Consider the following 13,826-nt stretch of genomic DNA (forward strand, 5'->3'; position numbering starts at 1 on the left):
TTTTATCCCTTTAAAACAGTTTATAGATTGAAGAAAGCATATCTTTTAGGTATTTTTATACGAATATATGGATGACCCTTCGTCTTTTTTGCTGGAATTAGTTATAATTTTCGCGCTTATTTTCTTCAATGCGTTATTCGTTGCCACCGAATATGCAATTGTCAGGGTACGCAGTTCCGAAATTGAAGCTCTGATAAGAAAAGGCAACACACGTGTAGGGGATGTAAAGATAATAATATCGGATTTAGACAGGTATATTTCCGCTACACAATTAGGAATTACCATTGTCAATCTGCTTCTCGGATGGCTTGGCGAGGATATTTTTGTGAATGCACTTGGACCGTTTTTTACAATGATTGGCGTTGAAGGTTCGTTAAATAATACACTCTCCGTCATAGTTGGGTTAGCCATTATAACCTATTTTACGATTACCATAGGCGAGCTTGCACCAAAAGCAATCGCTATAAAGAATTATATTAATATAACTCTTTGGTTTGCTGTTCCACTGAGGTTATTCTATAGCATTTTTAAACCATTTATCTGGGTTCTTAATAAAAGCGCGAATGTCTTGCTTCGATTAATAGGGATAAACCCTTTATCTAAAGCTGAACAGATTCACTCTGAAGAAGAAATAAGATATTTAATTTCCGAGGGAAGAAAAACAGGTGTAATTGATTCAACGGAGCATCAGTTAATTGAAAAGATTTTTGAGTTTAATGATAAGACTGCCGAAGAAATAATGGTGCCGCGTAATCTTATGATGGCGATTAACATAGATGACCCTCGTGATGTGATTATTCAGCACGTAATCGAAGATGGTTATTCAAGAATTCCCGTTTATAAAGATAACGTTGACAACATTATCGGTATAATTTATTCAAAGGATTTAATCAGTGCTGCGGAGCATAAAGAAATTATTTTACTTCAGGATATTTTAAGACCTGCTCATTTTGTTCCCGGAAATAAACTCATAGGTGAGCTTCTTAAGGAACTTCAGAAAAAAAGAATTCACCTTGCAATAGTCGTGAATGAACATGGCGGAGTTGAAGGATTAATAACCATTGAGGATATTATTGAAGAAATCGTCGGTGAAATTGAAGATGAATATGATGTTGAGACCGACAAAGTTCAGCGGGACAAACGCGGACTGTTTTATGTTAATCCTAACATAACAATTAGGGAATTTAACAGCAGGTTCAGAACGGATATTCCTGAAAATGATGATGAATATCATACCCTTAGCGGGTTTTTGCAGACAGTAACGGGACATATTCCGGATATTTACGAAAGAATAGACTACAAAGGACTTTCGTTTACAATTACAAAAAAATCCGGCAACAGATTATTACAAGTTAAAATACAAAAAGTTTAATGTTATTCCTTCAGAGAAAATTAACTAACTTCGTTATTGACCTCGGGCAGTTTGGGCTTTTAATGAAAGGACTGTTCAAGAGCTTTCCGAGAATCTTGAGAGACAGAAAGCTTATCATTGTCCAGATGGTTCACGTCGGCGTGAATTCATTAGCGCTTATTTTTATCATAGGTATATTTACAGGCGCAGTAGCCTGCTGGCAGGCTGCTTATCAGATTAAGGGAATATTACCGCTTTCATATCTCGGTTCGGCAACTACCAAAGCAATTATCATCGAGCTTGGTCCTGTGCTTGCTGCAATTGTTCTTGCAGGAAGAATTGGAGCCTCCATTGCAGCGGAACTTGGAACCATGAAAGTTACCGAACAAATCGATGCATTGGAATCAATGGCTATAAATCCTATCAGATATCTTGCTATGCCAAGAATAGTCGCGACAACTTTAATGCTTCCGGTACTTGTAATTTATTGTATATCAGTAGCTGAATTTGGTTCTTATCTGGTTGCAGTCGGATTTCTCGATGTATCTTCAGATGCTTTCATAACTAATTTTAAAAACGCTTTTGAACTGAAAGATGTCGGGGCTGCTATGGTTAAATCCGTTTTCTTCGGCTCTGCAATTTCATCAATAGGATGTTTTGTCGGATTTCAAACACGCGGCGGCGCTCAAGGAGTTGGTCTTTCAACGATTAAATCGTTTGTTATCTGTGCGGCAGTAATTCTTATACTTGATTACATACTCTGGAACTTCTTAATCGGAATGTAAATTAATTTTAATCAAAATGAATTTTCCAAAACATCTTACAGGATTAAAAGACTTAAACAAAGATGTAATGGAAAATATTTTTTCTTTAACTGCCGAGTATAAGAAAAAAATATTAGTCCGCGATAAATCTTATCCCGATTTAAAAAATTTTACGGTCCTGAATTTGTTCTTTGAAAACTCTACAAGGACAAGAGTTTCATTTGAGCTCGCAGAGAAGCTTTTGAATATGAAAGTTGTGAACTTTAATGCTGATGTCTCATCGCTTTCAAAAGGAGAATCGATTCTTGATACCGTGCGAAATCTTGAAGCAATGAGATTTGATTTTATTGTATCAAGAAGCACTGAAATAAACTTTCCTGAATTTTTGATTAAGCACACGACTTCGCAAATTATGAATGCGGGGGACGGCACAAATGAACACCCAACACAGGGCTTGCTTGACATATTTACAATAAAAGAAAATTTTAAGGATTTAAAAGATTTAAAAGTTTGCATTGTTGGTGATATTTCTCATAGTAGAGTTGCAATGTCGAATATATACGGACTGCAAAATTACGCAGCAAAAGTATCAGTGTGTGCACCTGACTATTTTCTACCAAAAGATTTAAAGCTAAATGTTTATGATAACTTTGATGATGCAATTAAAGAAAATGATGTTTTAATAATGCTGAGAATCCAGAATGAACGCGGTGCAGGTGAGATGATTAAGTCTCTGGATGATTATAAAAAACTTTATGGCTTGAATAAAAAACGAGTCGAACAAAATAAAAACATTTTGCTTTTACATCCCGGACCTTGGAACACGGGAGTTGAAGTCGAAGAAGATGTTTTAGATTTACCAAATACAAAATTTTTTGAACAAGTTACAAACGGTTTAGCAATAAAGCTTGCACTTTTTACTTTAATGACAAAATAAATTTATTAATAGGATAGACATTTTTGCCTGTCCATATATGAATATCTTATTTAAAAATATAAAAATTGTTTCGCCTGAAGATGGCATTAATACCAAAACCGATTTATTAATCGTTAATGGTATTATTGAAAAAATCGGGAAAGTAAAAGAAATACCTAAAGATATTGAGATTGTTGAAGCAGGTAATTTAACCTGTGTGCCGGGATTTTTTGATATGCATGTACATTTCAGAATACCGGGACAGGAACATAAAGAAGATTTGGAAACCGGTTCAAATGCTGCAATGAGCGGAGGTTTTACGGGTGTGCTTTGCATGCCGAATACTAATCCTCCTCTTGATAATCCGAAACTGATAAAACAGTTAAGAAAAAAGTCTGAAGATTCATTGCTCGACGTTGAATATACAGCATGTATATCTAAACATCGTCAGGGACAGGAACTTGCTGATATTCCTGCTTTACATAAAGCAGGAGCGAAATGGTTCACCGATGATGGTTCTCCTGTTGAGAATCCACAACTGATGCGGAGAGCGTTTGAAGAGACGGCAAAACTTGGCTCGATTATCATTCAGCATGCTGAAGATATGCAGCTTTCAAATCACGGAGTTATCAATGAAGGTCGTGTTTCAAGAAAACTCGGCTTAAAGGGAATTCCTTCAATCAGCGAAACTGTAATTATTGCAAGAGATGTTGAGATTTGTAAGTTTGTTAAAAATGCGCGCTATCATGTTCAACATGTTTCGTGTGCTGACAGTGTTGATATGATACGAAATGCAAAGTGGAAAGGAATAAATGCTACTACTGAAGTTTGCCCTCATCATTTTATTCTGACGGATAATTCTTTAATGAAATACGGAACGAATGCAAAAATGAATCCACCATTAAGAACAAAAAATGATGTTGAAGCGATATTGGAGGGATTGAGAGATGGAACGATTGATGTTATATGCACAGACCATGCTCCACACTCTGCAAAAGAAAAAGCAATGGGATTAAATAAGGCTCCGTTTGGAATTGTCGGACTTGAAACATGCATAGGGCTAACATATACATATCTTGTTCAGAAAAAAATTATTTCATTCAAAGAAATGATTTACAGATTATCGATTAATCCTCGAAAGATTATGAAACTGAACCCTATAAAAATGCAGGAAGGCGTAAAAGCCAATTTGACTATTTTGGACACTAATAGAAAATGGAAAATTGATAAAAGTAAATTTTTATCGAAGTCAAAGAATACTCCGTTTGATGGTTTTAATGTAACTTGCAGACCGTTTTGTGTGATTAACAATAACAAAATTACTTATTCAAGTTTATAATGCAAAAATTTTTGAACATACAGGGGTTGGGAGAGAGAATTCAGGTCAATAATATTTATTGCATCGGCAAGAATTATCTCGACCATATAAAAGAATTTGCAAATCCCGAAGTGCCCAAAACTCCGGTTGTATTTTGCAAACCGAATACAGCTTTGCTGAATTATGGTGAGACTGTTTCAATACCTGAAATCAACGGCAAGCAAATGTCAGAGAATATGCAGAATGAAGTTGAGATTGTCGTGGTTATCGGAAAAGACGGATATAAAATTCCTGAAGCAGATGCAGAGAAGCATATTCTCGGATACGCAATTGGTATGGATTTGACTCTTCGAGACTTGCAGGCAACTGCAAAGGAAAAAGGTCTGCCGTGGACGGTTGCAAAAGGTTTTTATACATCAGCGCCTGTATCGGATATTGTTTTGAAAGAAAATATCAAAGATATTCAGAATATCGAATTTGGGTTGGATATAAACGGCAATAGAAAACAGTTTACTAATTCCAATTTAATGATTTTTAAAATCAACTATTTAGTAAGCTATCTTTCAAATATTTTCTATTTATCAAAAGGTGATTTAATTTTCACGGGAACACCTGAAGGAATCTCAAAACTTAACTCGGGCGATAAGCTGAAAGCTTATTTATCGGATTTAGTTTCATTAGAGGTAAACGTAAAATAATTGGGTAAAGTTATTTCAATATGCATCCCTAAAGGGGGAGTCGGTAAAACAACAACTGCGGTAAATCTTGCAGCTTCGCTTGCCGTTGCCGAAAAGAAGACGCTTTTAATTGATGTTGACCCGTATGGTTCATCGGCACTTGCGTTGGGCTTTACCGCCGATAAAATCAAAGCAGGAATTGCCGATATATTTTCATTTGCCAAGTCATTATCGTTTGCAATTCATAAAACCGAACTTGAGTATCTTGATTATGTTCCGTCAAATGTTAACTCTATGATTTCCGATGAGAAAATTTCAAAGATGTCGGATAACCGTGTCATTTTAAAAAATTCACTCAAAGACATTAAGAATAACTATGACCTTATAATAATTGACTGTCCACCGATATTGCGTGGTTTTACGACAAATGCTTTGACTGCATCGGATTCGGTTTTAATTCCGCTCAAAGCCGGACATTTGTCTCTTGATGCTCTTGATAAGCTATTTGAATTTTTGCAATGGATAAAAGATGTTTGCAATCCGGGCATTGATGTTGAGGGAATTTTAATTACAATGCATGAAAAATCAAAGGTAGCGGAGCTTTCAGAACACGAACTTAAGCAGAGATATAATAATTATATGCTTGAGACATATATTCCGACATCGGATTTATTAAATGAAGCAACATTTTATGGCAAACCGTTATGTTTATACAATATAAATTCAGAAGGTGCGGTTGCTTATCTTAACCTTGCGAATGAGTTGTTAATTAAAAATCAAAATTTGTTTGTTACGAATGGAAATTCCTAAAAATTACGATTACATATCGTCTGAAAAAAAATGGATAGATTTCTGGGAAGAACATAAGTTTTACTATTCAACACCAAATCTTTCTAAACCAAAATTTACTATTGTTATACCTCCGCCAAATATCACGGGTGTTCTGCACATCGGACATATTTTAAATAATACAATTCAGGATATTTATTGCCGCTGGAAAAGAATGTCCGGCTTTGAAGTTTGCTGGGTTCCCGGCACTGACCACGCGGGCATTGGCACGCAAATCGTAATCGAGAAAGAGCTTGCAAAGCAGGGAAAGTCGAAATACGATATTGGCAGGGAAGAGTTCATAAAAATAACCTGGCAATGGAAGGAAGAAAAAGGCGGACATATTTTAAAACAGCTTCGCAAGCTTGGTGCGTCCCTTGACTGGTCAAAAGAACGCTTCACGATGGATGATGGTCTTTCAAAAGCTGTGCGATCGGTATTCGTTGACTTATTTAAGAAAGGTTTGATATATAAAGGCAAACGCATTATCAATTGGGATCCAAAAACTATAACCGCAGTAAGTGATGATGAAATTTACTTTAAAGAACAGCAGGATAAGCTTTATTATGTTCGTTATCCTCTTGCAGGCACTCAGGAGTTCATAACAATTGCCACGGCACGTCCTGAAACAATGTTCGGTGATGTTGCAGTTGCTGTAAATCCAAAAGATGAACGTTATAAAGAATATATCGGCAAAAATGTAATTCTTCCGATTGTGAATAAAGAAATTCCTGTTATTGCCGATGATTATGTCGATGTGGAATTCGGAACAGGTTCATTAAAAATAACTCCGGCTCACGATGTTAATGATTTTGAAATCGGTTTACGCCATAACCTTGAAATCATAAACGTCCTTACTCCCGATGCAAAGCTTAATGAATACGGACTTGAGTTCAAAGGTCTCGATGTTCCGACTGCACGAAAAGAAGTTGTCGAGCGTTTAAAAGAACTAAGCTTGCTTGAAAAAGAAGATGATTACGTTCATAATGTTTCATTTACGGAACGTTCAGGTGTTCAGGTAGAGCCGTATCTTTCTGACCAATGGTTTGTATCGATGAAAAAACTTGCAGAGCCGGCAATTACCGTTGTTGAAAACGAACAGATAAAATTTTATCCCGAGAAATGGTTTAAGACTTATATGCACTGGATGAAAAATGTCCGTGATTGGTGCATATCACGCCAGCTTTGGTGGGGACATCAGATTCCTGTCTGGTATCATAAGCATACAGATGAAATATATTGCGAAGTTGAACCGCCCAAGGATATTGAAAACTGGACTCAAGACGAGGATGTTCTCGATACCTGGTTCTCTTCATGGATCTGGCCGTTCAGTGTTTTCGGATGGGAAGATTCAGAGAAAGACAATTACAACGAAGATTTAAATTATTATTACCCGACAGACTTGCTTGTAACAGGACCTGATATAATTTATCTCTGGGTTGCAAGAATGATTATGTCGGGACTTGAGTACATGCATGAGATTCCTTTCACTGATGTTTATTTTACTTCCATCATTCGCGATGAAAAGGGAAGGAAGATGTCGAAGTCACTCGGCAATTCTCCTGAACCGCTCGACATAATGGAAAAATACGGAACAGATGCTTTGCGCTTTACGCTTGTTTATCTTGCGCCGCTTGGAAATGATGTTTTGTTCGATGAGCAAAAAACTGAAATCGGCAGAAACTTTATTACAAAAATCTGGAATGCCGGCAGATATCTGATGATGAACAAGGAACAGATTGAAAGCTCGACAGAATACGCCAGTAAAGATTATAAAGATGATTTATCCGATAAATGGATTAAAAGCAGATTTAATTCTACGCTGAGAAGTATTGAATATCATCTGACAAGTTATCGTTTGAATGATTATACAAAAAATTTATATTCGTTTATATGGTCTGACTTCTGTGACTGGTATATCGAATTTTTGAAAATAAAAATCAGCAATAATAAAGAATCAGCAGGAAAAATTATTGATGATGCAATTGAGATGTATGTTAATATTTTAAAAAGCCTGCATCCGGTAACACCGTTTGTTACCGAGGAAATGTGGCATCATTTGAATCCTAATGAGACAAACACAAGTATTTCAGTTCAGGATTTCCCTGAGATAGATGCAGACTTAATTGATGCTGAGATTGAAAATGAATTTGAATCTCTTAAAGAGATTGTAGGCTCAATCAGGAATCTAAAAGCAGAAAACAATATTGCGCTTACAGCGCCCTGTCATGTTATTTTCAAAACTTCCGATAAAGATACTTTAAAAATGATTGATGACTTTGATGATTATGTAAAGCAATTATGTTTTGTTTCAAATCTTGAAATCATCAGCGAAGATGAAGAAGCTCCTAAGAATTCTGTGAGTGCCGTGTTAAACAATGTTGAAGTATATTTAATGCTTGAAGGACTTGTTGATTTTGCGAAAGTGAACGAAAAGATAAACAAAGAAATCGAAAATCTCGAGAAATATGTCGATACTCTTAACAAGAAACTTAACAACAAAGGATTTATAACGAAAGCTTCTTCTGAAGTTGTTGAACGTGAGAAAGAAAAGAGGGAAGAGGCATTGGATAAGCTCGATAAGTTAAGAGCTAAGGTTAGTTAAATTTATTTTTTGTCATTCCCGCGAAGGCGGGAATCTTGTGTCGTCAGGTCTTATGACCTGACGAAAATTGTCAGGAAGTAATTCCTGACAACAAATGAAATCGGGTACGACAGACATTCCTGTCTGTCGCTACTGGGATTCACTCGTGACCCAAAGTGTACCCCCGCGGGAATGACATATCTTAAATTTCTACTAATCCAAAACCTTATTCAAACAAAGTATTCTTACCAAATGCTGAAGCAATCAGCTCCGTTGCAAGAACTGCTGTGCGGTTTTTTATGTCGAGTATTGGATTTACCTCCAACATTTCAAGCGATGAAAGCTGTCCGCTTTCTGCAATCATTTCCATTAATAATTGCGACTCACGGTAAGTAAGCCCGCCGGGAACAGGTGTTCCTACTCCTTCTGCAATATCCGGGTCTATCCCATCAATGTCAAAGCTCACATGAAGAAAATCAACTCTGCCTTTAAAATCATTGAGAACTTTTGAAATAATATGAGGCATTCCGAGCTTATCGATATCCGTCATCGTATAAACCTGCGGTTTCAATTTCTTTATTGTTCTCGATTCAAGATAATCAACGTCTCTTATTCCGATAAGCGCAATATTTTCAATGTCCAGCTTCGGAGAAAATCCTCCGAGACGCACAAGTTTTTTATCACCCAACCCGAGTGAAATCGCAAGTGGCATTCCGTGAATGTTTCCTGATGGAGTTGTTTCAGGTGTATTCATATCGGTATGAGCATCAATCCAGATTACACCAAGAGTTTTATTATTTTCACGGCAATAAGATGAAATTCCCGCAATGCTTCCGATTGCTGTAGCGTGGTCACCTCCGAGAATAAGAGGGGAGTATTTACGGTTTAAAATCGATTCTGTTTTCTTCGCAAGTAATTTTGAAGTCTTTATAATTTCGGCGTGATACTTTAACTTAGCATTTCTTACTTTTTGTGTTTCCGCAATCTCAACATCGATGTCACCGAAGTCTGTTACATTATACCCGAGCGCTTCAAGCTTACGCTCAAGCCCTGCATATCGAATTGCAGAAGGACCCATATCCACGCCGCGTCTGTCGGCTCCCAAATCCATCGGAAACCCTATAATACCTATTTTTCTTGTTCTTTTTGCCATATCATATAAGATAACGCATTTTAAAATGAGAAAAAATTGAGGAAAAATGCTCTTACTTATGAAAATTTATATTTAATGTTTACCTTTATTTCTTAAGGTTTGTTTTGTAATTTGAAAGAATTAAAATAAAAATTTGAATTTATCTCAACCACTTTCTGTTTATTATCCAATTTCCTTACCTGAAATCAAACGTAAAATTGAAAAAAAGAAAGTTAGTAAAAGAAATAGTATACAACTTTCAACTATCACAGATTTTTCTAATATAAAAGAAATAACTAATAATTTTGGTGAAACTTTGATAAGAGTAGATGGTGATATACCCATTGATTTACAACCCGAATCTGGACAAAGATTTTTATTTATAAGTTATCATCAAACAAGATTTTCACATGGCATTCATAGATATCCAGCAAAATTTTTCCCTGAATTACCAAGATGGATAATAAAAAAATATAGTAATGAATATGATAATGTATTAGATCCATTCTCAGGTAGTGCGACAACAAATATAGAAGCGCTTTTGTTGAATCGGTATACTGTTGGAATTGATATTGATCCATTTGCACAATTATTATCTAAAGTTAAGACAACCCCATTAAATTCGGATGAATTAAAAGCAACAATTGATGAAGTTTTAAAGAAAATTGTTTTATACAATCCAAACAAAATTAATGAAAAAAATATACCCATTTTTCCATACAGAGACAATTGGTTTAAAAAAGAAATATTATTGGAATTAACTTTCATTAAAAAAATTATTGATGAATTAAAAACGTCGAATGATATTAAAAATTTTTTACTAATTACAATGTCATCTATTATTAGAAGTGTATCAAATGCTGATGATAACTGTACGCGAACAGTCATAAGGAAAAAGTTAAATAAACAAGTTTATCCCTCTATGGCATTAACAAAATTTGCTGAAAATTTATTAATTAATAATATATATATTAATGAATTTACAAATTTATTTCCTAATAATACTTATGCAGATTTTCCAAACCATAGTGATGCAAGATGTTTAAATTATGATAACAATACATTCCATTTAGCTGTAACATCACCACCATATGTAAATGCTGTTGATTATCCAAGAACACACCAACTTGAAATGTACTGGTTAGGATTAGCCAATGGTTCATTAAGTACACATAAACAAAACCATATAGGTACGGAAGTGGTAAAAGTCACCCAATACAAGGATTTAAATTTAATTGGTATTCCGATAGCAGATGAAAAAATTAAATTAATATTTAAAAAAGATCCACGAAGAGCATATATTGCATACAAATTCTTATTTGATATGAAAAAGAATTTAGTTGAAACACAGAGAGTATTAAAGAAAAATGGAAGATATGTAATAGTCATTGGAAATAATAAAATTAGAGGTGAGGTCTTTGAAAGTTGGAAATATTTAATGGAGATAGCGAATGATGTTGGCTTTAAAGTTGAAAATTATTTTGGTTCTGAAATTATAAAACATTTTATTAAAGTACCTCGAGGGGAAAGGATAAACACAGATTGGGTTATTGTTCTAAGAAAGTAACTTTTATACTAATAAATTATGATTGATGACGAATTGCCTGTAATCCAAGATTCAGGAGAAATAGGAAGGCAAGCTTCAATTGAAGGATTTGCTAATGAACATATTGTTGCTGGAATATTAATGAAAAAATATAAAAATGTTTCATTAGTAGCACTTCCTCTATCACCCTATGATATAATTATAGTTAGAAAACTAGATTCTGGTGGCGAAGATATTACCAGAGCACAAGTTAAAACTTCGAAAAAATCTGTAAGTTTTACAGGAGGAACTAGAGGTGGTGTCGATAGAACTTATAAATCTGATGTAAAAACTTATATTCAATCTCCTGATACATCTGACGTTGTAATTGGCATAACACAAAATGAATCAGGAGCCTTTGATTTGTATTTTATTCCTACAGTATTAATCTCTATATGGGGAACTAAAAGTAAATCCATTGGAGTATTAAAACAATTAAAAAATAATTATGATTTTCTTGAGAATTGTAAAAATCATGATTATGTAATTACAAAAGCAAAGGAATTGAAGTTAATCCCCTAATGAATATTTCTGATTTTAAACATTCTTATCAGGTTCGGGCGAGACAGTATGAAGTAGACTCACAGGGGATTGTTCACAACGCAGTTTATCTTGAATACTTCGAAACAGGCAGAATTGAATACCGCAGACAGTTCGGATATGTACTTCAGCCAAACGGAATTTTCACCGATGGCTTAAAAGTTGTGGTTGTAAATAACACAATCAACTATCACGTCCCGATAATCTTAGATGACGTAGTAAATATATATACCAGAATTGCATGGATAAAAAATTCCAGCTTTTGCTTTCATCAGCTTATCGAGAATGATAAGAATAAGGAAGTAAACTGCACTGGAAGCGGCATCCTTGTAAATCTTAACCCTTCAAATAACACTCCCGAAAAACTTAACGAAAAATTCATAAATGAAATCAAATCTTTTGAAAAAAATATCGAAATACTTAAAAGATAAAAATGTGAAAGGTCAAACGTCAGAGGTGAGAAGTGTTTCCTCTGAAAAATCAAATTATTTAACGTCTCACGTTTCACGTTTCACTTCTTTCTTTTTACCTCTTACATGCATACTTATTTGTTTAGTATTAATTACTCATCTGTCTTCCTGCGAGCAGGATTTTATAACTCCGGGCGAAACATCAACGTTTCCTGACAGCATTGCTCAGCTTTTTTCTACGCCATATAACAGCACAAACAACACCTGCGCAAGTGTTTCATGTCACAATTCAGAATCACATGCAGGAGGTTTGGATTTAATTAATTGGCAGAAAGCAATGAACGGTTCAGACCAGGGAACAATGATAATTCCTTATAACGGATTCTGGTCGCATATCACTGCAGTTGTCAACAGTGACACAAACGTTTCACCTGTTGTAGAAGTACTTCCCACCATTCATAAAATGGATGACCCGAATAAAATTCAAATGTTAATGAACTGGATGAATGCCGGTGCGCCCGATAAAAACGGTAACATAGCATTTAGCTCCATATCCAATCCTTGTTTCATAACAAACCAGGCATCTGATAATATTGCTGTGGTTAACACAACCAGCCGTCTTGTTACAAGAATTTTTCCTGTTGGGGGAAGACAGCAGATACTTGATGCTCCGCATTATGTGACTTCTGACCAGCAAAACAGATACATTTTTGTGAGCTTAATACAGGAAGGTTACATTGAAAAATATGATGCTTATACATATCAGCAGGTCGGGCGTCAAGCTGTTGGATTAAATCCCGCTCATTTAGTTATTTCGACCGATAATCAATCAGGATTTGTAAGTAATTTTGATTCCGGAGGATTGGAACGATGCGTTAAAAAATTTAATGCAAATACACTGCAGGTCTTAGATACTGTTTCAGACCAAAAGATGAAAGCGCCGCACGGAATGGCAGCATCAACGGACGGTCAGTTTCTTTACGTTGCTGCCAATATCGGAGAATATATTTTTAAAATTGACTTATCAACTTTTGAGATTGTAGCGTCTGTTCCTGTTGGACCTGGCGTTCCTCCAAACGGCAATGGTTCGGGTTTATATAAACCATACCAGATAATTCTCTCGAGCGACAACTCAAAACTGTTTGTAAGCTGCACAGCAGATGATGCAGTTAGAGTTTTTAATACAAGCGACATGACGCCATACAGCCCGACCTCAAGAATACAGGTAGGCGATAACCCGTTATTGATGAAGTTTTCGAGAAACAATCAATATATTTTTGTCTGCAACAGAAACTCGAATAGTGTTTCCGTGATTGACGGAAGCTCATATTCTGTAATTAAAACAATCGACAGTGTAGGTGTGCAGCCTCACGGGGTTGATTTTACGGTTGACGGGCAGTACGCTATTATTGCATGCGAAACTCTTGCCGGTTTTGACGGTCATCATCCTACAATCGGAAGCAATAAACCTGGAGTATCGAGAATAATAAGAATGTCGGATTTAATGGTTGAATCAAGACGTCTTGAGATGTCGTCTTTCCCGGCAGGCATTGTTATTCTGCCGTTTTATTATTGATAAAATTATTCAGCATAAACGGCAAAACATACTGCAATTTTATAAATAAAACCCTGTATTTGCAGGGTTTTTTATCATATATTGAGAATAATTACCTTGTAATTTTTTTTAATAATGTTAAACTTAATTGTTTATTTTCTTAACC

The 13,826-nt window shown here is 35.3% G+C and carries 12 protein-coding genes; 11 read left to right on the top strand and 1 reads right to left on the bottom strand.

The genetic code is table 11. The annotated features are described in order from the left end of the window. Positions 1–67 precede the first annotated feature (67 nt). From VHP32_08785 to VHP32_08815, 7 genes are read left to right on the top strand one after another with little or no spacing between them, the layout of a single operon-like run. The gene (locus VHP32_08785; protein HEX2787987.1) at positions 68–1,372 is read left to right on the top strand and encodes a hemolysin family protein; all 1,305 of its coding nucleotides are present in this window, start codon (positions 68–70) and stop codon (positions 1,370–1,372) included. Further along, entirely contained in the window at positions 1,372–2,136 is a 765-nt protein-coding gene (locus VHP32_08790; protein ID HEX2787988.1) for an ABC transporter permease, read from the top strand. Before VHP32_08785 ends, VHP32_08790 begins: the two co-directional genes overlap by 1 nt. 16 nt (positions 2,137–2,152) lie before the next feature. Then, entirely contained in the window at positions 2,153–3,052 is a 900-nt protein-coding gene (locus tag VHP32_08795) for an aspartate carbamoyltransferase catalytic subunit (GenBank protein ID HEX2787989.1), read from the top strand. Positions 3,053–3,089: 37 nt separating this feature from the next. Then, positions 3,090–4,370, top strand: a complete 1,281-nt coding sequence (locus tag VHP32_08800) for a dihydroorotase (GenBank protein HEX2787990.1) — start codon at positions 3,090–3,092, stop codon at positions 4,368–4,370. Next, the gene (locus VHP32_08805) at positions 4,370–5,047 is read left to right on the top strand and encodes a fumarylacetoacetate hydrolase family protein (protein HEX2787991.1); all 678 of its coding nucleotides are present in this window, start codon (positions 4,370–4,372) and stop codon (positions 5,045–5,047) included. Before VHP32_08800 ends, VHP32_08805 begins: the two co-directional genes overlap by 1 nt. Then, positions 5,048–5,836 carry a ParA family protein gene (locus VHP32_08810; protein HEX2787992.1) on the top strand — a complete coding sequence of 263 codons (789 nt, stop codon included), beginning with the start codon at positions 5,048–5,050 and terminating at the stop codon, positions 5,834–5,836. Then, complete coding sequence (locus VHP32_08815; GenBank protein ID HEX2787993.1) at positions 5,823–8,459, top strand: valine--tRNA ligase; 2,637 nt, start codon at positions 5,823–5,825, stop codon at positions 8,457–8,459. Before VHP32_08810 ends, VHP32_08815 begins: the two co-directional genes overlap by 14 nt. Before the next feature lie 205 nt (positions 8,460–8,664). Here VHP32_08815 and rocF read toward each other — a convergent pair whose 3' ends face one another. Further along, positions 8,665–9,591, bottom strand: coding sequence for an arginase (gene rocF, locus VHP32_08820; GenBank protein HEX2787994.1), 927 nt, complete (start codon positions 9,589–9,591; stop codon positions 8,665–8,667). A 133-nt stretch (positions 9,592–9,724) separates the two neighbouring features. Here rocF and VHP32_08825 point away from each other — a divergent pair, with 133 nt between their 5' ends. From VHP32_08825 to VHP32_08840, 4 genes are read left to right on the top strand one after another with little or no spacing between them, the layout of a single operon-like run. Beyond that, positions 9,725–11,137, top strand: coding sequence for a DNA methyltransferase (locus VHP32_08825; GenBank protein HEX2787995.1), 1,413 nt, complete (start codon positions 9,725–9,727; stop codon positions 11,135–11,137). Positions 11,138–11,155: 18 nt separating this feature from the next. Beyond that, positions 11,156–11,677, top strand: coding sequence for a hypothetical protein (locus tag VHP32_08830; protein ID HEX2787996.1), 522 nt, complete (start codon positions 11,156–11,158; stop codon positions 11,675–11,677). Further along, positions 11,677–12,126, top strand: coding sequence for a thioesterase family protein (locus tag VHP32_08835; protein ID HEX2787997.1), 450 nt, complete (start codon positions 11,677–11,679; stop codon positions 12,124–12,126). The genes VHP32_08830 and VHP32_08835 overlap by 1 nt, the downstream gene beginning before the upstream one ends. Further along, the gene (locus VHP32_08840) at positions 12,080–13,681 is read left to right on the top strand and encodes a beta-propeller fold lactonase family protein (GenBank protein ID HEX2787998.1); all 1,602 of its coding nucleotides are present in this window, start codon (positions 12,080–12,082) and stop codon (positions 13,679–13,681) included. The genes VHP32_08835 and VHP32_08840 overlap by 47 nt, the downstream gene beginning before the upstream one ends. Positions 13,682–13,826 lie beyond the last annotated feature (145 nt).

This window comes from Ignavibacteria bacterium (assembly GCA_036262055.1).
Taxonomy (GTDB): Bacteria; Bacteroidota; Ignavibacteria; order Tepidaquicellales; family Tepidaquicellaceae; genus DATAJP01.